The following is a 23,412-nucleotide window of genomic DNA, read 5'->3' on the forward strand; positions in this document are numbered from 1 at the left end:
CTTAAAAACGTCCCCCGATAGAACCAGGATCTCCATGAGCCACTTTCTGGACAGGTTGCGCTATTTCACAACGGCCCGACCGCAATTCTCTGATGGTCACGGCGCCGTTACCGACGAAGACAGAAAGTGGGAGGACGCCTATCGGCAACGATGGCAGCACGACAAGATCGTACGCTCGACCCATGGCGTGAACTGCACCGGCTCATGTTCATGGAAGATCTATGTCAAGGGCGGCATCGTCACATGGGAAACGCAGCAAACCGACTATCCGCGCACGCGTCCCGATATGCCGAACCACGAGCCGCGCGGATGCTCTCGTGGCGCCTCGTACTCGTGGTATCTCTATAGCGCGAACCGACTCAAGTATCCGCTCGTGCGCAGCGCGCTCGTCAAACTGTGGCGCGAACGGCGCCGCACAATGGAACCCGTGCAGGCATGGCTATCCATCGTCGAAGACGACGCGGCGCGGCGCAGCTATCAAAGCCGACGCGGGCTCGGCGGCTTCATCCGCGCCACATGGGACGAGGTCAACGAGATCGTCGCCGCGGCCAATGTCTATACCATCAAGCGGCACGGCCCCGACCGCGTGGTGGGCTTCTCGCCGATCCCCGCGATGTCGATGGTGTCGTATGCAGCCGGCTCGCGCTATCTGTCGCTGATCGGCGGTGTCTGCCTGAGCTTCTACGACTGGTATTGCGATCTGCCGCCGGCATCCCCGCAAACATGGGGCGAGCAGACCGATGTGCCCGAATCCGCCGACTGGTACAACTCCACGTTCATCATGATGTGGGGCTCCAATGTGCCGCAGACGCGCACGCCCGATGCGCATTTCATGACCGAGGTGCGCTACAAGGGTACGAAGATCGTGTCGATATTCCCGGACTACGCGGAAGGCGCGAAATTCGGCGACATCTGGCTTCACCCGAAGCAAGGCACCGATGCGGCGCTCGCACTCGCAATGGGCCATGTCATTCTCAAGGAGTTTCACCTCGCCGGCAAAAGCGACTATTTCATCGACTATTGCCGCCGCTTCACCGACATGCCGTGTCTCGTGCGCCTCGTCGCGCGTGGCGACCGCTATGTGCCCGAGCGGCTCGTGCGCGCTTCGGATTTCGACGACGCACTCGGCCAGGCCAACAACCCCGAGTGGAAAACGGTCGTTATCGACGCCGTCACTAACGAGACCGTCGTGCCCGTCGGCTCCGCGGGCTTCCGCTGGGGCCAGAAGGAAGGCGGGGACAAGGGCAAGTGGAATCTTAAGGAGGAGTCGGCATCAGGCACGCCCATCGAGCCGCGCCTTTCCTTCGTCGACGCGCACGATGAAGTCGCCGATGTACTCTTCCCCTACTTTGGCAATATCCGGCATCCGCACTTCAATCACACGTCGCATGCTTCGGAACTGTCGCGCAAAATCGGCGCGCGAAGAATCGCGACGCGCAACGGCGACATGCTGGTCGCTACCGTCTACGATCTGTTCATCGCGAACTACGGGATCGATCAGGGTCTGGGCGGCGAGCACATCGCCGCGAGCTACGACGACGATCTGCCCTATACCCCCGCGTGGCAGGAAGCGATCACCGGCGTCAAGCGCGCCGACGTGATCAACGTCGCGCGCCAGTTCGCCGAGAACGCGCACAAGACGCAGGGCAAGTCGATGGTGATCATCGGCGCGGGCATCAATCACTGGTTCCATATGGACATGTCGTACCGCGCGATCATCAACATGCTGATCATGTGCGGCTGCGTCGGCAAATCGGGCGGCGGCTGGTCGCATTACGTGGGCCAGGAAAAGCTGCGTCCGCAGACGGGCTGGACGCCGCTCGCGTTCGCGCTCGACTGGAACCGGCCGCCGCGCCACATGAATTCGACGTCATTCTTCTACGCGCATACGGACCAGTGGCGTTACGACCCGATGGACCCGAGCGCCCTGCTTTCCCCTCTTGCCGACAAGACGCACTTTCACGGCGCGCCCATCGACTACAACGTGCGCGCCGAACGCATGGGCTGGTTGCCGTCCGCGCCGCAACTCCACGCCAATCCGCTCGATGTCGGCCGCGCGTTGAACGATCCGGCGCAAGCGGGCGCGACGATCGCGCAGGAGCTGAAATCGGGCAGTCTGCGCATGGCCTGCGAAGACCCCGACAATCCGGCGAACTTTCCGCGCAACCTGTTCGTGTGGCGCTCCAACCTGCTTGGCTCGTCGGGCAAAGGCCACGAATACTTCCTCAAGCATCTGCTCGGCACGACCAACGGCGTGCAAGGCGAAGAGGTCTTCAAGTCGGGGCATCCGCGTCCGGAAGAAATCACGTGGCATGACGATGCACCACGCGGCAAGCTCGATCTGCTCGTCACGCTCGACTTCCGCATGTCGACCACCTGCATGTACTCCGATGTCGTTCTGCCCACCGCGACGTGGTACGAGAAGGACGACATGAACACGTCGGACATGCACCCGTTCATTCATCCGCTGTCGGCCGCCGTCGATCCCGCGTGGCAATCGAAAAGCGACTGGGAAATCTTCAAGGGCATTGCAAAGCGCTTTTCGGAACTGAGCGTCGGCCATCTAGGCGTGGAACGCGATGTCGTGCTCGCGCCGATCGCACACGACAGCCCCGCCGAACTCGCGCAACCGTTCGACGTGCTCGACTGGAAACGGGGGGAATGCGAACCCGTACCGGGCAAGACGATGCCTTCTGTAATCGTCGTCGAGCGCGACTATCCCGCCACGTATGACAGATTTACGTCGCTCGGTCCGCTGATGGATAAGCTCGGCAACGGCGGCAAAGGCATCACGTGGGACACGAAGGAAGAAGTCGCGTTGCTCGGCGAACTCAACTATCGCGTCGCGAATGGTCAAGGCGGTGGTCAAGGCGGCACGACCGTCAACGGCACAGCGGGACGCCCGCGTATCGACACCGCGCTCGACGCCGCCGAAGTCATCTTGTCGCTTGCCCCCGAAACCAATGGCGCCGTCGCGGTAAAGGCATGGCATGCCGTATCGTCGCTGACGGGCATCGAGCATGCGCATCTGGCGGATGCGCGCGCGGACGAGAAGATCCGCTTTCGCGACATCCAGGCGCAGCCGCGCAAGATCATCTCGTCGCCGACGTGGAGCGGCATCGAGTCCGAGCACGTGTCGTACAACGCGGGTTATACGAACGTTCACGAACTGATTCCGTGGCGCACGCTCAGCGGCCGCCAGCAGCTCTATCAGGACCACGTTTGGATGCAGGCATTCGGCGAAGCATTGTGCGTCTACAAGCCGCCTATCGAAACTGGCAACTACGAGAAGATGCTCGGCGCACGCTCGAACGGCAACCCGGAGATCGTGCTGAACTTCATCACGCCGCATCAGAAGTGGGGCATTCACAGCACCTACACGGACAATCTGCTGATGCTCACGCTGTCGCGCGGCGGGCCGATCGTGTGGCTGTCGGAGATCGACGCGCGGACCATCGGCGTATCGGACAACGACTGGATCGAGTGCTACAACGTCAATGGCGCGTTGTGCGCACGCGCCGTCGTCAGCCAGCGAATACCGCACGGCATGGTGATGATGTATCACGCGCAGGAGAAGATCGTGAACACGCCCGGTTCCGAAATCACGGGCACGCGCGGCGGCATCCACAACTCGGTCACTCGCATCGCGCTCAAGCCCACGCATATGATCGGCGGCTACGCGCAACTGGCGTATGGCTTCAACTACTACGGCACCGTCGGCTCGAACCGCGACGAATTCCTGATCGTACGCAAGATGAAGCATATCGACTGGCTCGACGACGCCCCGCCCGATCCCGTCAACCCCGCCAAGCATAAACACCGTCAAGGAGAAACCTCATGAAGGTGCGTGCGCAGATCGCGATGGTGCTCAACCTCGACAAATGCATCGGTTGCCACACGTGCTCGGTGACCTGCAAGAACGTGTGGACGAGCCGCGAAGGGATGGAGTACGCGTGGTTCAACAATGTCGAGACGAAACCGGGCATCGGTTATCCGAAGGACTGGGAGAACCAGGACCGCTGGCACGGCGGATGGAAACGCAAGGCCGACGGCAAGATCGAGCCGCGCCTGGGCAGCAAGTGGCGGCTGCTCGCGCAAATCTTCGCCAATCCGCATCTGCCTGAGATCGACGACTACTATGAGCCGTTCACGTTCGACTATGCGCATCTGCAGGACTCCCGCGATACGAAGGCAATGCCCGTTGCGCGGCCACGTTCGCTGATCAGCGGCGAGCGGCTCGAAAAGATCGAGTGGGGGCCGAACTGGGAAGAGATTCTTGGCGGCGAGTTCGACAAGCGCTCGAAGGACTACAACTTCGAGAATGTGCAGAAAGACATCTACGGGCAGTTCGAGAACACCTTCATGATGTATCTGCCTCGACTGTGCGAGCACTGCCTGAATCCGGCGTGTGTCGCGTCGTGTCCATCCGGTTCGATCTACAAGCGCGAGGAAGACGGCATCGTGCTGATCGATCAGGACAAGTGCCGCGGCTGGCGCATGTGCGTGTCCGGTTGCCCGTACAAGAAAATCTACTTTAACTGGCACAGCGGCAAGGCGGAGAAATGCATCTTCTGCTATCCGCGCATCGAAGTGGGGCAACCCACGGTCTGCTCGGAAACCTGCGTGGGCCGCATCCGCTATCTCGGCGTAATGCTGTATGACGCGGATCGCATCAGCGATGCAGCCAGCGTCGAAAACGAAACGGATCTGTATGAGGCACAACTGTCCGTGTTCCTCGACCCGAACGATCCCGAAGTGATCGCGCAGGCCGAACGCGACGGCGTGCCCGCGGCTTGGCTCGACGGCGCGCGCCGGTCGCCCGTCTACAAGATGGCGATCGACTGGAAAATCGCCTTCCCGCTGCACCCGGAATACCGGACCCTGCCGATGGTCTGGTACGTCCCGCCCCTCTCGCCGATCAACGCGGCCGCCAATAGCGGCGAACTCGGCATGAACGGCTATTTGCCCGACATCGAATCGCTGCGCATTCCGCTGCGCTATCTCGCGAATCTGCTGACGGCTGGCAAGGAAGAACCCGTCAAGCTCGCACTGGAACGGCTGCTTGCGATGCGCGCGTTCATGCGTGCGCGCCACGTCGACGGGATCGAGGCGCCCGATGTGCTGAAGCAGGCCGGACTGAACATCGCGCAGGTCGAGGACATGTACCGCTATCTGGCGATCGCCAACTACGAGGATCGTTTCGTGATTCCGACGTCGCATCGCGAATATGCGGAAGACGCGTTCGATCTGCGCTCGTCGTGCGGCTTCTCGTTCGGCAATGGCTGCTCGGATGGCCGTTCCGAAGCGAGTCTCTTCACGACGAAGAAGAGCAACCGCAAGATTCCCATCCGCCAGGAGTTTTAACATGGGTTCGCATGCCCCGATTCCGCCCGGCGCGGCGTATGCCGTGCTGGGCGCGTTGCTGAGCTACCCGGACGCGCCGCTGCTCGACGCATTGCCGGAAGCCCGTGATCTGCTGCAAGACGAACGCGGGCTGACGCGCGACGCGCGCGCGGGCCTCGACCAGTTCATCGACTACTACGCGCAGCGCGATCTGCTCACGCTACAGGAGAACTACGTCGCGCTGTTCGACCGTGGACGCGCGACGTCGCTGTATCTATTCGAGCATGTGCACGGCGAATCGCGCGATCGGGGCCAGGCGATGGTCGATCTGCTGCGAATGTACGAGGAGCATGGGCTGCATCTCGCTGCCGGCGAACTGCCCGACTATCTGCCCGTGTTCCTCGAATATCTGTCGCGTCTTCCGCCCGCGGATGCACGTGCGCTGCTCGCGGAGACGGGCGAAATACTGCAATCGATCACCACGCAGCTCGCGAAACGGGGCAGCCCCTACAGCTTCGTCGTGGGCGCATTGTTGCCCCTTGCTGGCATCGGCAAGGGCGAGAAGCCCGATACGCTGCACGACGACGACGCGCAACAGGTCCCGACGCCCGCCGACTATCGCGCGCTCGACGCCGCATGGGCCGACGAGCCGGTTCGTTTCGTCGGCGCGGCAACGCCCGCTCAAGCGCCCATCCACTTCTACGACAGCCGCACAGGTACCCGGGAGAACAGGTCATGAGCGACTATTTCCATCAGTTCGTGTTCGGCATCTATCCGTACATCTGTCTTGCCGTACTCCTGCTCGGCAGCCTCGTGCGTTTCGACCGCGAGCAGTACACGTGGAAAAGCGATTCGTCACAAATGCTGCGGCATGGCGCGCTGCGCCTGGGCAGCAACCTGTTCCACTTCGGCATCCTCGTCGTGGTGGGCGGCCATTTCGTCGGTTTTCTCGCGCCGCACTGGCTTGTGTCGCCCTTTCTATCGGCGTCGATGCATCAGTTGCTTGCGATGGTCGCGGGCGGTGCGGCGGGCGTGGTGGCCATCATCGGCCTGACGATCCTGATTCACCGGCGTCTCACCGACGTACGCATCCGCCGCAACAGCCGCGTGTCTGACATCGTGATCGTGCTGGTGCTATGGGTACAGCTTGCGCTCGGCCTCGGCACGGTCGCGTTGTCGATGCGTCATATGGACGGCGCGATGTTCGAACAGCTGACCGACTACGTCAAAGGTGTCGTCACATTCCAGCCGAATATTGCGAGCCTGCTGGTGGGCGTGCCGCTGACGTATCAGGTACATATCGCGCTTGGCTTCACGATCTTCCTCATCGCGCCTTTTACGCGGATGGTGCATATCTGGAGCGGATTCGCGGCGATTGCCTACTTGATCCGCCCGTACCAGCTCGTGCGCAAGCGTTGAGGACCATGCGATGAGTACGATAGCCCCTTCCACATCGGCGGATCATGATCGTGCGTTGCGCGTGAACGGCATCACCATCGACGCAGCCGCCATCGACAACGAACTCGAGCATCAAGCGGGCGCGTCCGATCCGCACGAAGCCGCGCGGCATGCACTCGTGATCCGCGAATTGCTACGGCAGCGCGCCGTCGAACTGAAGCTGATCGCGGACAGCGCCCCGTTGGATGACGCATCGCTCGACCGGCTTCTGGAATCCGAGCTGAGCGTGCCGACGGCGACCCGCGCGGACTGCGAGCGCTATTACGAAAGCCACCTGGTCCGCTTTCGCCACAACGACATCGTGTTCGCCAGCCACGTTCTCTTTGCCGTTACCGAACACGCACCGCTTGCGCTCATCCGGCACAAGGCGGAGGCCACGTTACAGCAGATTCTCGCCGCGCCCGAAACGTTCGAAAGCACTGCCCGTGAAGTGTCGAACTGTCCTTCGGCCGGTGTCGGCGGCAGCCTTGGACAATTGCTGCGCGGCGACAGCGTGGCCGAGTTCGAACGCGCCGTGTTCGACACGCAGGAAACGGGCGTGCTGCCGAGGCTCGTCAATACGCGCTTCGGCTTTCACATCGTTCGTATCGAGCGGCGTGTCGACGGCGAGCAGCTTGCGTTCGACACAGTCCACGCCGATATCGCGCGCTTTCTTGACGAACGCGTCCGGCACAAGGCGATCCAGCAGTACGTGACAGTGCTCGCGTCGCGCGCGCGAATCGAAGGTGCACATCTCGGCGAGGCCAATGGGCCGCTGCTTCAATAAAAAGGGAAACAGGTATGAACGCACACAGCGGTGCGAAGAATCTGGGCTCGGCGCCCGCCATCACCATGCAGGCATGGTCGGTGTTGCTCGCGAGCACGCTCGCGTTTCTCGTCTGCTTCGTCGTCTGGATGATGTTCGGCGTGCTCGGCGTGCAATTGCGGGAGGACTTGAACCTCAACAGCACAGAGTTCGGCCTGCTGACCTCGACACCCGTGTTGACGGGCGCGTTGATGCGTCTGCCGCTCGGCGCATGGACCGACCGCTTCGGCGGACGTATCGTGATGACCGTGCTGCTGGTCGTCTGCGCGATTCCCGTCTACATCGTGAGCTACGCGACGGCGTTGTGGCAATTCTTGCTGATCGGGCTCTTTCTGGGCTGCGTCGGCGCGTCCTTCGCTGTGGGCACGCCCTACGTCGCACGCTTTTTTCCACCGAAACGGCGCGGCTTTGCAATGGGATTTTTCGGCGCGGGCACATGCGGCGCGGCGGTGAATCTCTTCGTTACGCCGTCTTTGCAAGCTGCTTATGGCTGGCGCTTCGTGCCGCGCGTCTATGCCGTCGCGCTGCTGGTCACCGCGTTGATCTTCTGGTTCGCGTCGGCACGCGACCCCGGCGCCGGGAAGACACAAGGATCGTTGCTCGACTCGTTCAAGGTGCTGCGCAATCCGCACGTGTGGCGCCTGTGCCAGTATTACTCGATCACTTTCGGCGGCTTCACGGCACTGTCGCTGTGGATACCGCAGTATCTGAAGGCCGAATACGGAATGTCGCTGGTAATGGCGTCTGCATTTGCCGCCGGCTTTTCGCTGCCGGGGTCGGTCCTGCGCGCGGTGGGCGGCGGACTCGCGGACCGCTTCGGTGCACACAGCGTGACCTGGTGGGGACTTTGGGTCGCGTGGATCTGCCTGTTCCTGCTATCGTATCCGTCCACCGATTTCGTGGTTCACACGATAAACGGCACCATGACGCTGCATATCGAGGTCACACTCATCGCCTTCGTGCTGCTGACATTCGTGCTCGGCGCGGTGTTCGCATTCGGCATGGCCTCGACCTTCAAATATGTGGCCGACGACTTCGCCGACAACATGGGCGTGGTGACGGGTATCGTCGGGCTTGCAGGCGGATTAGGCGGCTTTCTGTTGCCGATCCTGTTTGGCGTGCTGCTCGACTTCTTCAAGATCCGCTCGACGTGCTTTATGTTTCTCTATGGCATCGTCTGGGTCTCGCTGATTCTGATCTATCTATCGGAAGTCAAACGGACGCCCGTTACGGGGTGAGCCGCGAATGCCTGAAAACCGATGCGTGACGACGCGTGTGAATCACCAAAGCGCACCGTCACGCACCTTCCGAATGCGGCGGCAGATACTCGATCTTCGCCTCGTGATAAGCCGTGCTGCCCGTGGGTGGCGGCGATCAGGGCTGACGTCTCCAGCGCAAATCAACACGCGAAAAAAGAACGCGGCGCGAGGCCGCGTTCAAGCGTGTTGTCCGCTGCGTGCAGACTGGATGAAACGCAGCCAAGTCTAAAGCATTGCGCGAAACGATAAACCCCGCAATAGACAATTCATTATCGTCGTTCCCGCAATATTCCCAGATGCATCATGATGCCGCGAAATTTTTGCGGCAATACGCGTTAATTTTCGTTTGCCAAAAACAATCCGCTAAGACATCCCTAAAGAAAGATGATCGCAGAAATACTGTTTGTATGAAGCCGCAATAATCGCGTCATTGCGTGTTGTGAATTTCACTAATGCGTTTTTTTGGCGTTTTTACATTTGTTGTGTGCGCCTTTAGTCTCTCGCTCATTCAACGCTTTACCACACGCAGGAGAAGAGAAGAATGAAGCGCACTGCCCTCTCGATGATCTCACTGGCCGCACTGGCCACGGCCACCAGCGCCGCTCACGCACAAACCAGCGTCACGCTGTATGGCACGATCGACACGGGGATCACTTATGTTCACAACGCATCGGGCAATAACAGCCTGTGGTCGCTCGGCAATACCAGCGCAGGCAATCTGTCAGGCACGCGTTGGGGCCTCAAAGGCAGCGAAGATCTGGGCGCAGGCCTGAAGGCGATCTTCCAGCTCGAAAGCGGCTTCGATTCGAGCACGGGCAAGTTGGGCCAGGGCAGCCGCCTGTTCGGCCGTCAGGCATTCGTCGGCCTTTCGCAGGATCAATACGGTTCCATTACGCTCGGCCGTCAATACGATCCGCTGATCGACCTCGTGCAAGGCATCACCGCCGACAACTACTTCGGCAGCGCATTCGCTACAGCAGGCGACGTCGACAACTACGACAACAGCTTCCGCGTCAACAACGCAGTGAAGTACACGTCGCCCGTTTTCGCGGGACTGCAGTTCGAAGCGATGTACTCGCTCGGCGGCGTCGCGGGCAGCACGGGTTCGGAGCAATCGTATTCGGGCGCAGTCGCGTATAACAACGGCCCGATCGGTCTTGCGGCAGGCTACTACTACGCGTCCAACAGCCCGGCATCGGAAGGCATTCGCACCACCTGGAACAGTACCTCCGACGGCACGTTCGACGGCCCCGTCAATCTCGGCTATCAGACAGCGCATTCGATCGGCATTGCACGCGTGGCAGGCCAGTACACGGCCGGTTCATTCACGTTCGGCCTTGGCTACAGCAATGCGCAATACCGCCGCGACGACAGCTCGGTGTTCGGCACGAACGAACGCTATAACACGGGCCAGGGCTTCGTGAACTATCAGGCCACGCCCGCGATGCTGCTCGGTGTCGGCTACAGCTACACGCATTCGAACGGCGACACGTCGGCGACGTACCATCAGGTCTCGCTGGGCGCCGACTACAACCTCTCCAAGCGCACCGACCTCTACATGACGGCCGCGTATCAGCATGCGAGCGGCCAGACGCGCGACGCGGACACCAACACGATCACGGACGCGCAGGCATCGATCGGCTCGTATGGCTATGCGGGCACGAGCCATCAGGAGATGGTGAACCTCGGCATTCGTCACAAGTTCTAAAGCGCTTCGCTGATCGTCATAGACGGCGGTTTCGTTCCGGCACGCAGATCCTGTCGGTTCGAAGCCGCCGTTTTTCATTTCCCGCACCCATCGATAATGGCCTAATCATTCTGTCGATAATGGATCTTTGTGTGGACCATTATCGGCTTTACTCTCCGGGACGTGGGCTCCAGGGCCCGGCATACACGGAGATCATCGGATGGAAACGAAAGTCTTTCTGGCAGGCGCGGCGGGCGCGATCGGCAGCGCGCTGGTGCCGCTGCTGGTCGATGCGGGATACACCGTTTACGGCAGCACGCGCCGCGCCGAGCGCGCGTCGCAGATCGAACGTGCGGGCGCAACACCCGTGATCGTCGACGTGTTCGACGCGCGCGCGTTGACCGAGGCGCTGCGGCGCATCGAACCCGCCTGCGTGATCCATCAGTTGACCGACCTGCCGCCCGCGCTCGATCCCGCGAAAATGCAGCAAGCGATCGCAGGCAACGCGCGCATTCGCGACGAAGGCACGCGCAACCTGATCGCAGCGGCGCGCGCGGCGGGCACCAAGCGCTTGGTCGCGCAAAGCATCGCGTGGGCCTATAGCGAAGGCGTGCACCCCTATGACGAAACGCAGCCACTCGATACGGAAGCCGAAGGTAATCGCCTCGTTACGGTGCGCGGCGTCGTATCGCTCGAGACGCAGGTTCTGAGGGCGCCGCTGATCGGCACGGTGCTGCGCTATGGGCAACTGTACGGCCCCGGCACGGGCGCCGACCACGCGAAAGGCGCAAGCCCCGTTCATGTCGAAGCGGCCGCGCACGCCGCCGTGCTCGCGTTGCGGCATGCACGAGCCGGCGCGTTCAACATCGCCGAGGACAATCCCGTCGTGTCGACGGAAAAGGCGAAGCGCCAGCTTGGCTGGTCGGCGGACTGGAGGCGCAGCACAGCGAACGCGCAGCACTCGGTGCAATGAACCCCGCTCACCTGTTCGCAAGCGCGAACGCGCGGCATGCGCGCACGTTCGCCACGGTCGCCGTCCTCGCGCTCGCCCCGCTTGCCGTGCTGCCGACGCGCCCCGCCATTCAATGGCTCGACGCGATGTGCAGTACGCCGCTGCTCAGCGACGCATCGTCGTCCTCCGATGCCGCCGCCCAGCGCCCAACGACGACCTCGCGCGTACTGTCGTGCGAGCCGCTCGCGAACGTGCCGGGCAAATCCGTGACGACGGTCGTGGTCGACTTTCCTCCGCGCGCCTACACGGGCGCGCACCGGCATCCCGGCTCGGTGACGGCCTACGTCATCTCCGGGACGCTGCGTTCGCGGCTAGACAGCGGCCCGGCCGTCGACTATCGCAGCGGCCAGACATGGTTCGAACCACCTGGCACACTGCACGACTTCGCCGAGAATCCGGACACCGCGCAGCCCGCGAAACTGCTCGCCGTGTTCGTCACCGATTCGAACTGCGGTCCGCTCGTACTGCCGCCTTGATCGACAGGTATCAGGTTTTGTAGAGCATCTTCTGAAGAACACGCGCGAGCGTCCGGGCGCCTGCGTCGATCTCGTCCACGCCGACGCCCGCAAAGCCCAGCACCAGGCCGGCGGGCGCCGGGCGCTGCACGGCGTACGACGACAACGGCCGTGTTTCGATGCCGGCTTCGGCGGCGAGGCGCGCGGCCAGCGCATCGTCGGCACCCGCTGGCAGAAACGCAGGCGCATCCAGCCCCGCGACGATCGGCGGCAACGCGAGGAGTCCCGTCCAATGGCGGCGCGCCGCTTCGCGCAGCGCTTCGGCGCGTTCGCCATACAGTTCGCGCATGCGCCGCACATGACGGCCCGCATGCCCTTCCGCGATGAACGCGTGCAGCGTCGCCTGCTGATCGAGCGGCACGTGCCGGCCCGTCAGCGACCATGCAGCAACGAACGGATCGACCAGTCGCTCCGGCAGCACCGCATACGCGATGCGCAGCGCGGGAAACAGCAGCTTGCTGAAGGTGCCGCAATAGATCACATGGCCTGCGCTATCCAGACTCTTCAGCGCAGCGAGCGGCCTTCCTTCAAAGCGGTACTCGCTGTCATAGTCGTCCTCGATCACCAGCGCGCCGCGCGCGTGCGCCCAGTCGAGCAACGCGAGTCGCCGTTCGAGCGACAGCGCGGGACCGAGCGGCGCCTGGCGCCCGGCCGTCACGTACGCGAGCCGCGCATCGGGTGCGAGCGCACGGCCCGCTACCACGTCGATGCCGTTGGTATCGACGGGCACGGCGGCAATGCGCGCGCCCGCCGCTTCGAGCACGAGGCGCGCGCCCTGATAGCCGGGGTCTTCCATCCACGCGGTATCGCCCGGGTCGAGCCAGAGACGCGCGGCCAGATCGATCACCTGCTGCGCGCTGCCGACGATCGCAACGTGATCCGCCGTGCAAGCGATGCCGCGCGTCATACGCACATGTTCCGCGATCACTTCACGCAACGGACGGTAGCCTTGCGCTTCGCCGTCGGCGAGCATCGAGCGGTTCGACAACCGCGAGCGGCGCGCCGCGACGCGCGCCCACAACGCGAACGGAAAGAACTGCAAATCGGGCTGGCTCGGACGAAATGCGCGCGTCGGAAACGAACGGCCTTCGACGGCGAACGCGCTGCGCGCCAGCAAGCGGCCGCGCGCGGACAGAGCGATGCCTTCGTTGCCGCCCGCGTCCGCTTTCTTGCGTGTATGTCGCGCAGTATCGGACACGGGTGCGGATTCGAAGCGCCCGTCCGGCAATTCGCTCGCAACGAAACTGCCGCGCCCGACCGCGCCGGACAGATATCCTTCCGCCGCGAGTTGCGCGAACACACCCAGCACCGTGCCGCGCGACACGCCATGACGCGCGGCGAGGTCGCGCGTCGCGGGCAGGCGCGCGCCCGGGCCGATCCGCCCTTCGAGTATTGCCGCACGCAGTTCGCCATAGAGCCAGCGCTGTAACGGCATACCGTCGGGCCGTGCGTTCAATGCCAGGTCGATTTCCGTTGCGCGGCGCATGCCGTTACCTCGTAATTGGATCAGCGCCCGGAAGAACAACTAGAAATTCGACCAGGCCAATTTCGCAATTATGCCTGCCGCACCGCCTCGCCGCCTTCATACAAATTCGCGCGACGCAGTTGATACACTGAACTGAACGGGCTGATATGCACCCGCTCGTTTTACGCCCGGGTCTGCGTCTTGCTTACAATAGCTGCCCCTTGTATCGATCGCACGGCCAACACCGGCACACGCCATGAAAGCTCCGCTCGCCCCGCACCGCCCTTCGTCCAACCGTGTCTACCCGCCGGGAACGCCGGGGCTGCACGGCCTGACGTCGGTGATTACATTCGTCGTGGTGGTCAGCGGGTTGTACTTTGCGCGCGAGGTGCTGATTCCGATCACGCTCGCCGTGCTGCTGAGTTTCCTGCTCGCGCCGCTCGTCGGCCTGTTGCGGCGTCTTCATTTCGGCCAGCTGCCGTCGATCTTCGTCGCCGTGCTCCTTGCCGTCGTCACGCTGCTCGCCGTCAGCACGCTGATCGGCGCACAGATCGCGCAGCTTGCGGGCTCGCTGCCGCAGTACCAGGCGGCCATTGAGCGCAAGGTCGAGACCGTGCAGGAGAAAACGGTCGGACGCGCCGATGCGCTGCTGTCGCGCGCCGCGACTGCGCTTGCGCGCGTCACACCCGACCGACCCAACACGCCGCACGAAGCGGGCCGCTCGCAGAAACCGACCGTCTCCGCGCCGTTGCCCGTCGAAGTGCACGAGCCGATTCCGTCGCCGCTGCAACTCGCGCAGCGCGTGTTCTCGCCCGTCGTCGGGCCGCTCGAAACGATGTTCATCGTGCTGGTCGTGACGATCTTCATCCTGCTGCAGCGCGAAGACCTGCGCGACCGCCTGATACGCCTGTTCGGCGCGCGCGACCTGCATCGCACGACCACCGCGATCAACGACGCGGCGAGCCGCCTGTCGCGTTACTTCGTCGCGCAGCTCGGCGTGAACCTCGGCGCGGGCGCGACGATCGCAATCGGCCTCGCGATCATCGGCGTGCCGGGCGCGCTGCTGTTCGGCGTGCTGACCGCGCTGCTGCGCTTCGTGCCGTATATCGGCACGTGGATCGCGGCGCTGCTCGCCGTGATACTCGCGGCCGCGATCCAGCCGCAATGGACGATGGCCGTGTGGACGATCGTGCTGTTCGTGACCATCGATGTCGTCGCGGGCCAGGTGGTCGAGCCGCTGTTGTATGGGCATAGTTCAGGGCTGTCGCCGCTCGCCGTGGTCGTCGCGGCAATTTTCTGGAGCTGGCTGTGGGGGCCGATCGGCCTCGTGCTGTCGACGCCGCTCACGCTGTGCCTCGTCACGCTGGGCCGTTACGCGGAGCGCCTGAAGTTCCTGACGGTGCTGCTCGGCGATCAGCCCGCGCTCACGCCCGCGCAGAACTTCTATCAGCGCCTGCTCGCCGACGATCCGCACGAGGCCATCGTGCAGGCCGACCGGTTCCTCAGGGAAATGGCGCTCACCCGCTATTACGACGACGTCGCGCGCGAAGGCCTGCGGCTCGCGCGCAACGACACGCTGCGTGGCGTGTTCGCGCCCGAGCAGCTCGCGCGCATGAACGAGACCTTGCTCGATATCATCGAGAACCTCGAGCAATTCGACGGCACGCCCGAAGAGAAGCCCGATCCGAATGCGCCCGATGCGCCGCCTGCCGTGCTGCCGGAAGACGCCGCGCAGTTGCGCGTCGTGTGTGTCGCGGGCCGTGGCGCTTTCGACGAAGTCACGACGGCCATCGCCGTGCAGTTGCTGACGCGCCGCGGCTTCGCGCCCGTCACGGCGAACTACGCGCAGTTCCGCCGTGGCCACACGGACACGCTTGGCATCGACGGCGCGGCCATCGTCTGCGTGGTCACGCTCGACGCCCCCGAAGCGCCGCCCTATCTGCGCAATCTGCTGCGGCGCATCCGCGATCGCGCGCCCGGCGCGCAACTGATCGTCGGGATTGGCGGGCAATCGGAGCGCGTCGATGAAGTCGGCGCATTGAGCGACACGCAAAACGCCAACGCGTTCAGCGACCTCGTCAATCAGTGCGTGCAGGCGGCGAACGCGGTATCCGCGCCGCTCGTCGAGAAGGCGCCGCGCAGCGTCGGCGCTTGAATGTGCATGAATAATGCGCGTGCCGCGGCTTTGCGCGCGAATACACCATCCACTTCATACGTTCGACCGCACGCGCGCGGATGAAGCGTCGTTTGTCTGCATCTTCGTGCAGCAAAGCCCTCCCGCGGTGATAAGCTGAATGAAAGCGCGCGTCATGCGGCCCGCAAGCTGACTCGTGCTTCTTCCATCGCCGCCGGGAGGCTCATGTCCGCGACCGCCCCGAAGTGGAGGCAGCAAATCCGGCTGTGCACCGCGCACGACGGCGCGCGCATCGCGTACGCGACCTGCGGCAGCGGGCCGCCCATCGTCAAGGCCGCGAACTGGCTGAGCCATCTGGAGTTCGATCTCGCGAGCCCGGTATGGAGTCACATGATTGCCGAGATGTGCCGCGACCATACGTTGATCCGCTACGATCAGCGCGGCTGCGGCCTGTCGGATCACGACGTCGCCGATATTTCGTTCGATGCATGGAAGCAGGACCTGATCGCCGTCATCGATGCGAGCGGCGCCGACCGCTTTGCGCTGCTCGGCATTTCGCAGGGGGCGTCGATTGCCATCAGCTATGCCGTCGCGTTTCCGGAACGCGTCTCGCATCTGATCCTGCATGGCGGCTACGCGCGCGGACGGCTGGTCCGCTCGCGCACCGAGCAGGCGCGCGATGAAGCCGAAACGCTCGCCAAGCTCGCCGAGATCGGCTGGGGCCAGCACAACCCCGCCTTCCGGCAGTTCTTCACGACGCAGTTCATTCCGGGCGGCACGCCTGACCAGCACCGCTGGTTCAACGAACTCGAACGCATTTCGACGACACCGCAAAACGCCGCGCGCATCATGCGTGTCTTCAACTGCATCGACGTGGTCGATCTGCTGCCGCACGTGCAATGTCCGACACTCGTGCTGCACGCGGTGCGCGACGCACGCGTGCCGTTCGAAGAAAGCCGGCTGCTGGCGAGCCTGATTCCCAACGCGCGCTTCGTGCCGCTCGAAAGCGAGAATCATCTGACGCTCGAATCCGAGAACGCGTGGCAGCGCTGGCGCGACGAAGTACGCGCCTTCCTGCCGCCCGCGAGGCACGCCAATCCCGTGTTCTCGTCGCTCACGCGGCGCGAGCGCGAGATCGTCGAACTGATCGCGGGCGGCCGCGACAACGCGCAGATCGCTGCGCGGCTCGGTCTATCGGAGAAGACCGTGCGCAATCACATCACGAGCATCTTCGCGAAGCTCGAAGTGGAAAGCCGCGCGCAGGCCATCGTGATGGCGCGCAAGGCGGGCTTCGACGCGCCCGCTGCCTGATTGTCCCCTGACGCGCTGCATGACGGGGCGCATGTCCCGGCTTTTCCTGGCTTTGTTGCAGTGCTCACAGCGAGTACCGGGACTCGCGTCTCATGTCCGATCAAACGCCGATCCGCACAATGCGTATTAGCGTTTCGCTACTGCATGCAACACGCCATGGCGCAGCGCTTTGAGTCGGCGCCGCCTCTCTTCGTTCTTCTTTCGGCGCCACCCCACTGCAATCCCGCCGAAATGGAGTTCTCAGATGCAAGCTGTAGAGTATCAACTGCCTTCCCATCGCTACGCCAAATGCGTCGAAGTGTCCAAGCGAATCCGCTGGGATATCGACAACGACGTGATCCGCGGACGTACGCTCGATATCGATCAGAAGTTTCTGCCGGACGGCCTTTCACAGGTGTATCGCCTGCCGTTTCTGAACGACGCTGAGCGCCGCTTCTATTCGCAGGTACAGGGTCGCACGTACGCGAACATGTTCAAACTCGTCGAACGCTTCATCGGCGCAAAGATGCTCGAACTAGGACGCGATCATGCGCTCGGCGACCAGATCGCACTCGAAGCCGTCGTGCGTCTGACCGACGAAGAACTGAAGCACCAGGAACTGTTCCGCCGCATCGAGTTGCTCGCGGGCGCGGACATGCCCGCAGGTTATCGCTTCCTGCCCGATGCCGACGACATCGCCATGTTCGTGCTAGGCAAATCGACGTGGGGGGTTCTCGCGCTGACGTGTTTCATCGAAATATTCTCGCAGGTGCATTACCGTCAGAGCATCGAAGCGGACGACACGCTCTCGCCGCTGTTCAAGGACGTGTTCATGTACCACTGGAAGGAGGAGTCGCAGCACGCGATCATCGACGAACTCGAATGGATGCGCGAGGACGTGAAGCTCGACAAGCCCGCGCGCGATGCTGCCGTCGACGATCTGATCGCGCTGGTGGCGGGCGTCGATGGCGTGGTGCAGATGCAGGCGCAGGAAGACGCCGCGTACTTCTGCCAGCATATGGACCGTACGCTGTTGCACGCCGAAATTGCGGAGGTGCAGGCGGCGATGCTCGACGCGTATCGCTGGCAGTACATCGTTTCTGGTGTCGAAGAGCCGCGCTTTCGCTCGCTGCTCACGAGCATGATTGACGAGGAGCAGGGTCAGCGTATTTTCGCGGCGCTGGCGCCGATCATGAAACCGACACTTGATCGGCAGACGTTGCCGCTTGTCTAAAGCGAGCGACAAAAGGATGAGCAAACGCGATACGTTTTTCGCGTTTGCTCATTCGAAGAATTGGCCCCGCAGTACGCGGGCCATGCGCAACGCTATCGGCGCGAGGCCCTGACACCACCAGCGATCGAAGCCAAAAGAACTATTGCGAACCATAGCGCAAAAAAACGGTTCGCCGCTTCCGGATTCGTATCGAACAAACTACCGGAACCTCGAACCATTCCAAAAAGATAAAGACCGCCCCAAGCGACTACTGTCGCCCCGACGGCGCCGAGCACGGCTCCGAGAAAAATTCGTAGCAACTTCATTTGTCCCAGCATACCTGGTCTCCCATACGAATCGGGTTCTCGACTGAAATGGTGCTCCCGACGAGAGTAACCGCTGTCCCTCATATCATTTGTCAAAAATCGTCGCACCGCGGCAGACGGTAAACTGCTGCCAGAATTTGCCCGTCATGCCACAAAATGAAAAACCGATTTTTGCGGCCGAAATACGGCGACGGCCGCGTTGCCGGTTTCTTGATTCTTTGATACTTAAGCATGTAACCTCCGAACGATCGGAAGGCATGCTCCAAACGCAAACCCATGCCACCGCTAGCGCAGAGGGCGTATGAAGGTTCCGTACCGATACCTGTCCGCGATGGTCATCAATGTCGCGCTGCCGTGGCTCGCGTACCGGCTTGCGCTGCCGCATTGGGGCACGACGGGCGCGCTCGCCGCATCGGCCGCGCCGTTGATCGCGTGGATCGCATGGGACCTGTACCACTCGCGGCATTTCGATGCATTGAGCGCCATCGTGCTGGCGGGCATCCTGCCGCTGCTCGCATGGGCGCTGATAGACCGGGGCGAGCACCGGCGCGCGCTCGAAGACCCGATGGTGGCGGGCGTCATCGGCATCACGTTTCTGCTGTCGCTGCTGCTGCGCAAGCCGATGGTCTACTACCTCGCGCGTTCGACGGCGTCGCGTGAATCGCTTGAAGGTGTCGAAGAGTTCGAGTGCCACTATCGCGAACGTCCCAAGCTCGTCGCGCAGATCCGCCGGATGACGGTGGTCTGGGGTATCGGTCTGACGGCCGAGAATGCCGCACGTTACTGGGTCGTGACGAACTTGAGCGACGCGCAACTGGCGTTGTATATTTCGACGGCGCTGCGCTGGAGCGTCTACGGCTCGCTCACGCTATGGACCCTCTGGACGCGGCGCCGCCTCAAACGCATTGACGCTGAGAGAAAAATGGAGTCTGCATGAAAGAGCCGCTGTTGATCGCCGACGCACGGTTGCCCGATGGAACGCGCGTGGACGTATCGATCGTCAATAGCCGCATCGATGCGATCGGCCCTGATTTACGGGTCGAAAACGACGTCGTGCGCGAAAATGGCACCGGTGCGCTACTGTTGCCTGGCTTCGTCGAAGGCCACACGCATCTCGACAAGACGATGTGGGGCATGCGCTGGTATCGCAACGAAGTGGGACCGAAGCTCACCGATCGCATCGAAAACGAGCGCCGCTTCCGCGCGCAAAGCGGACACGACGCGGCCACTGCATCGCTCGCATTGGCCCGCGCCTTCTTGCAGGCGGGCACGACACGCTTGCGCACGCACGTCGATATCGATACCGACGCCGGCCTGAAGCACCTCGAAGGCGTGCTGAAGACGCGCGACGCACTGCGCGACGTGCTCGACATGCAGACGGTTGCGTTTCCACAATCGGGCATGCTCAAACGTGAGGGCACCGTCACGTTGCTCGACGAGGCGCTGCGCGCGGGCGCCGACGTGCTCGGCGCGCTGGACCCGGCCTTGATCGACGGCGATCCCGTTGCGTCGCTGAACGCGACTTTTGATCTGGCCACACGCCATCAGAAGCCAATCGACATCCATCTACACGAACCCGCCGAGATCGGCGCATTCACCCTGAAGCTGCTGCTCGATCGCGTCGAGGTGCTCGGCATGCAGGGCCGCGTCGTGATCAGCCACGCGTTCTGTCTCGGCGCACTCGCGCCGCGCGAGCGCGATCCGCTGCTCGAACGGCTCGCGTTGCTGAACGTCGCGCTGCTCACGACAGCGCCCGCTTCCGTGTCCGTGCCGCCGCTTGCCGCATGCATCGAGAAAGGCGTCACGCTCTTCGGCGGCAACGACGGCATCCGCGATACATGGAATCCGTTCGGCTCGCCGGACATGCTGGAGCGCGCGATGCTGATCGGCATGCGCTACGACTTACGCCGCGACGATGCGCTCGCCATTGCGTTCGATTGCGTGAGCCACACTGCTGCACGCGGATGCGGGTTCGCCGACTATGGCCTGCACGTGGGCGCGCGCGCGGACCTCGTGCTTGTCGACGCGGAAACCGTCGCGCATGCCGTTGCGGCACGTCCTGTACGCAAGCTGGTCGTGGCGAATGGGCGGATCGTTGCACGCGACGGCGTGCTCGTCGAAGGCGTTTGAACCGCCCTTCCTGATCAACAAATAAAAAAGACCCCGGCATGTGAACCATGCCGGGGCCAAGCTTTGCGCTGTTTTACACGTCCTGGATCAGGCCACTTACGACGCCGTCATGACGGGCACGACAGCCGCCGGATCGCTGATGCTCGTCTTGCCCGTTTCGACGTGACCGGCAAGCCGGCGCTGGAACGACGCGTCGTCGTTGTCGCTCACCGTCAGGTCGTACCAGTGGTGGCTCGCCGACAGCACCCATGCCTCTTCGATCGACGCGTTCGGCGGCACGATCACAGGACGCGGATGTGCGCCATACGCGTTATCGACCACCGACAGCCGCGCGATGCTGTCGCCGTGATTCGTGAACTTCAAATACACGTTGCCATTGCCGACGTCGTAATGCGTCTTCACTTCCGGCAACGCCGGCTTGCGGTTGTGGCCGAACAGGCCCTGCGCATTGGCCTGGTTCGACTGCGGCTGCGCGTTGCCCGCAAAGCGGCGCACGAAACCATTCGGGCCGTACACGGTGAACGCATACACGCCGTTCGTCGACGACAGGTTGAACACGTCCTTCAGCGTCTTACCCGCTTCCACCGTATAACGCCACGGTCCATCCGTGCGGTTGGTCGAGTACACATAGAAGTGCGCGCCCTGATCGCCCGTATTGCCGATTTCGATCGTCAGCGAGTTGGCCTTCTCGTCGACCTTGCCGTTCACATGCAATTCATACGGCAACGCACGCGCGAAACGGATGCCCGCTTCCTGCGGATCGATCGCGCCCGGCACGGCAGGCACCGTCGGCGCGGGCTGCGTCGCGCACTGGTTGTCGGCGATGCTCTTGTAGTTGCTCGTGTCCGGCAGCGCCGGCATCTTCGCGTCCGGCGTGCGGAAATCGAATGCCGTCGTGAGGTCGCCGCACACCGCGCGGCGCCATGCCGTGATGTTCGGCTCATGCACGCCGAAGCGCGTTTCGATGAAACGAATCACCGACGTGTGATCGAACACCTGCGAGCACACGAAGCCTCCCTTCGTCCACGGCGAGACGATCGTCATCGGCACGCGCGGTCCGAGACCGTACGGCAGGTTGTCGGCCGTATAGCTGCCGCCGCGGCCCGGATTGACGACATCGTGAATCTCGCCGTCCGCCGTCACCGTCGAAAGCCCCTGCGCGCGCGACGTCGCCACTTGCGGCGGCACGACGTGATCGAAGAAGCCGTCGTTCTCGTCATACATGATGAAGAGCACTGTCTTGCTCCACACCTCGGGGTTCGACGTCAGTGCGTCGAGAATCTGCGACGTGTACTCCGCGCCGTACGCGGGCGTGTACTTCGGGTGCTCCGAGTACGCGGCGGGCGGGCACAGCCACGACACTTGCGGCAGGCGGTTGGCCTGCACGTCTGCCTTCAGGTCGTCGATCGTGCGCACCGTCTGCGCGCGCTGGAACAGCGACGAGCCCGGTTGCGCATTGATGAAGTTCTCGAAGTTCTGCAGGATGTTCGTGCCGTAGTTGCCATTCAGCGGGTCCGAGCCGTCCGTGCCCTGCTGATAGATCTGCCACGAGATGCCGGCCGTTTCCAGACGCTCCGGATAGGTCGTCCACGACAGCAGCTGATACTTCGGCGGCACGTCGCCATCCACGAAATCATTGTTGTCGAGCAGCGGGCCGCCCTTCGTGCCCGTCGGATCGACCGTGCCCGTCATCAGGTACGAGCGGTTCGGGTGCGTCGGTCCCGGCAGCGAGCAGAAGTACGCGTCGCAGACCGTGAACGCATCGGCCAGCGCGTAGTGGAACGGAATGTCCGAGCGCAGGTGATAGCCCATCGTCATGTCCGTCTTGTTCGCGGGCCACTGGTCGTAGCGGCCACCGTCGATCGCGCCGTGCGTCTTGTACCACGAGTGATCCAGATCGCCGACGCATTGCGCGCTCGTGGTCTGCGTGTTCAGGTGGAACGGCAGCACGGGCTTGGTCGGATCGGCTTTCGACGGCTGATACCAGACGGGCTTGCCATTGGGCAGCGGAATCGGAAAGCGGTCGTTGTAGCCGCGCACGCCGCGCATATGGCCGAAGTAATGATCGAACGAACGGTTCTCCTGCATGAACACGACAATGTGCTCGACGTCACGGATCGAGCCCGTGCGCGAATTGGCGGGGACCGCGAGCGCATTGCGGATCGATTCCGGCAGCATCGTCACGGCGGCGGCTGCGCCCGCGGACGTTGCTGCGGTCTTTAGAAAACGGCGACGGCTATTGGATGTCATGATGTTATTGCCTTCTTCTCGGGGGGAAAGGAATTAACAAGGGATTAACGGCGCCTATTCACGCGCGTTTCTTTGTGTCTTTGTTTCTTTATTGCCTGAACGTCGATTCAATGGCTCTCTTCGCCTGGCGCGTAGCGAAGAACGGGCGCGACCGGCTGGTTGTCGGCAGCAAGGCTGGCCTGCGCGCTGACAATGGCGGCACTGTCCTGCGCGTCGCTTCGCGTGTTGTCGGCTGCGTTCATGCCGCTCGCGGCGGGCGTATTGAACGCATTGGCCGAATTGCCCGTCGTCGAAGACGGCAGCGGTAATCCAGACGGCGAGGCGGAAGGCGTAGCCGTATTGACTTGCGACGCGCCAGGCGTCGAACTGCTGACCGTGGCGGCATCGTCCGCGCCGCATGCGGCGAGGGCGAACGATGCGAGCGCAACGATTGCGCTCACGCGCAAGGAAGAGAGAGGGAGTCCGTTCATTCGAGCGTCCAGGTTCCAGCGGAATCGACCGATGACGGCTTGCCGGGGAAGGCTG

Annotated in this window: 17 protein-coding genes; 14 read left to right on the forward strand and 3 right to left on the reverse strand. The window is 62.9% G+C overall.

Translation table 11 applies throughout. The features are described from left to right. The first annotated feature begins 34 nt into the window (after positions 1 to 34). The 9 genes from SB822_RS18285 to SB822_RS18325 all read left to right on the forward strand — a co-directional run bounded on the left by SB822_RS18285 (position 35) and on the right by SB822_RS18325 (position 12,040). A complete protein-coding gene (locus SB822_RS18285; RefSeq protein WP_410855320.1) occupies positions 35 to 3,841 on the forward strand; it encodes a nitrate reductase subunit alpha in 3,807 nt (1,268 codons plus the stop codon). Beyond that, positions 3,838 to 5,364 carry a nitrate reductase subunit beta gene (gene narH / locus SB822_RS18290; RefSeq protein WP_410855321.1) on the forward strand — a complete coding sequence of 509 codons (1,527 nt, stop codon included), beginning with the start codon at positions 3,838 to 3,840 and terminating at the stop codon, positions 5,362 to 5,364. The genes SB822_RS18285 and narH overlap by 4 nt, the downstream gene beginning before the upstream one ends. Position 5,365: 1 nt before the next feature. After that, positions 5,366 to 6,082, forward strand: coding sequence for a nitrate reductase molybdenum cofactor assembly chaperone (gene narJ / locus SB822_RS18295; protein ID WP_410855322.1), 717 nt, complete (start codon positions 5,366 to 5,368; stop codon positions 6,080 to 6,082). Beyond that, on the forward strand, positions 6,079 to 6,762 hold the full coding sequence (gene narI, locus SB822_RS18300) for a respiratory nitrate reductase subunit gamma (protein ID WP_007745182.1): 684 nt from the start codon (positions 6,079 to 6,081) through the stop codon (positions 6,760 to 6,762). The genes narJ and narI overlap by 4 nt, the downstream gene beginning before the upstream one ends. 10 nt (positions 6,763 to 6,772) lie before the next feature. Then, positions 6,773 to 7,567 (forward strand): peptidylprolyl isomerase, encoded by a 795-nt coding sequence (locus SB822_RS18305; protein ID WP_410855323.1) that lies wholly within the window; start codon positions 6,773 to 6,775, stop codon positions 7,565 to 7,567. A 14-nt stretch (positions 7,568 to 7,581) separates the two neighbouring features. Further along, positions 7,582 to 8,844 carry an MFS transporter gene (locus SB822_RS18310; protein ID WP_086915121.1) on the forward strand — a complete coding sequence of 421 codons (1,263 nt, stop codon included), beginning with the start codon at positions 7,582 to 7,584 and terminating at the stop codon, positions 8,842 to 8,844. Between the two features lie 562 nt (positions 8,845 to 9,406). Beyond that, positions 9,407 to 10,573 carry a porin gene (locus tag SB822_RS18315; protein WP_007583536.1) on the forward strand — a complete coding sequence of 389 codons (1,167 nt, stop codon included), beginning with the start codon at positions 9,407 to 9,409 and terminating at the stop codon, positions 10,571 to 10,573. Positions 10,574 to 10,772: 199 nt separating this feature from the next. After that, positions 10,773 to 11,525, forward strand: coding sequence for an NAD-dependent epimerase/dehydratase family protein (locus SB822_RS18320; protein ID WP_410855324.1), 753 nt, complete (start codon positions 10,773 to 10,775; stop codon positions 11,523 to 11,525). Continuing rightward, positions 11,522 to 12,040, forward strand: a complete 519-nt coding sequence (locus tag SB822_RS18325; RefSeq protein ID WP_410855325.1) for a cupin domain-containing protein — start codon at positions 11,522 to 11,524, stop codon at positions 12,038 to 12,040. Before SB822_RS18320 ends, SB822_RS18325 begins: the two co-directional genes overlap by 4 nt. A gap of 10 nt (positions 12,041 to 12,050) precedes the next feature. Here SB822_RS18325 and SB822_RS18330 read toward each other — a convergent pair whose 3' ends face one another. After that, positions 12,051 to 13,565 (reverse strand): PLP-dependent aminotransferase family protein, encoded by a 1,515-nt coding sequence (locus tag SB822_RS18330; protein WP_410855326.1) that lies wholly within the window; start codon positions 13,563 to 13,565, stop codon positions 12,051 to 12,053. Positions 13,566 to 13,800: 235 nt separating this feature from the next. On the opposite strand from SB822_RS18330, the gene SB822_RS18335 reads away from it, so the two are divergent. The 5 genes from SB822_RS18335 (at position 13,801) to SB822_RS18355 (ending at position 20,637) form a co-directional block, all read left to right on the forward strand. Next, positions 13,801 to 15,699: an AI-2E family transporter gene (locus SB822_RS18335; RefSeq protein WP_079501453.1), complete on the forward strand. Its 1,899-nt coding sequence runs from the start codon at positions 13,801 to 13,803 to the stop codon at positions 15,697 to 15,699. A 204-nt stretch (positions 15,700 to 15,903) separates the two neighbouring features. Next, entirely contained in the window at positions 15,904 to 16,989 is a 1,086-nt protein-coding gene (locus SB822_RS18340) for an alpha/beta fold hydrolase (RefSeq protein WP_007583545.1), read from the forward strand. Between the two features lie 244 nt (positions 16,990 to 17,233). Beyond that, the gene (locus SB822_RS18345) at positions 17,234 to 18,202 is read left to right on the forward strand and encodes a hypothetical protein (protein ID WP_410855327.1); all 969 of its coding nucleotides are present in this window, start codon (positions 17,234 to 17,236) and stop codon (positions 18,200 to 18,202) included. A 606-nt stretch (positions 18,203 to 18,808) separates the two neighbouring features. Further along, on the forward strand, positions 18,809 to 19,444 hold the full coding sequence (locus tag SB822_RS18350; RefSeq protein WP_079501455.1) for a VC0807 family protein: 636 nt from the start codon (positions 18,809 to 18,811) through the stop codon (positions 19,442 to 19,444). Further along, complete coding sequence (locus SB822_RS18355) at positions 19,441 to 20,637, forward strand: amidohydrolase family protein (protein ID WP_410855328.1); 1,197 nt, start codon at positions 19,441 to 19,443, stop codon at positions 20,635 to 20,637. The genes SB822_RS18350 and SB822_RS18355 overlap by 4 nt, the downstream gene beginning before the upstream one ends. A gap of 96 nt (positions 20,638 to 20,733) precedes the next feature. Here SB822_RS18355 and SB822_RS18360 read toward each other — a convergent pair whose 3' ends face one another. Further along, positions 20,734 to 22,887, reverse strand: coding sequence for a phosphocholine-specific phospholipase C (locus SB822_RS18360; RefSeq protein ID WP_410855329.1), 2,154 nt, complete (start codon positions 22,885 to 22,887; stop codon positions 20,734 to 20,736). 107 nt (positions 22,888 to 22,994) lie between these two features. Continuing rightward, positions 22,995 to 23,357, reverse strand: coding sequence for a hypothetical protein (locus SB822_RS18365; RefSeq protein WP_410855330.1), 363 nt, complete (start codon positions 23,355 to 23,357; stop codon positions 22,995 to 22,997). Positions 23,358 to 23,412 lie beyond the last annotated feature (55 nt).

Source organism: Paraburkholderia sp. SIMBA_054, from assembly GCF_046534875.1.
In the GTDB taxonomy this organism is placed as follows: Bacteria; Pseudomonadota; Gammaproteobacteria; order Burkholderiales; family Burkholderiaceae; genus Paraburkholderia; species Paraburkholderia hospita.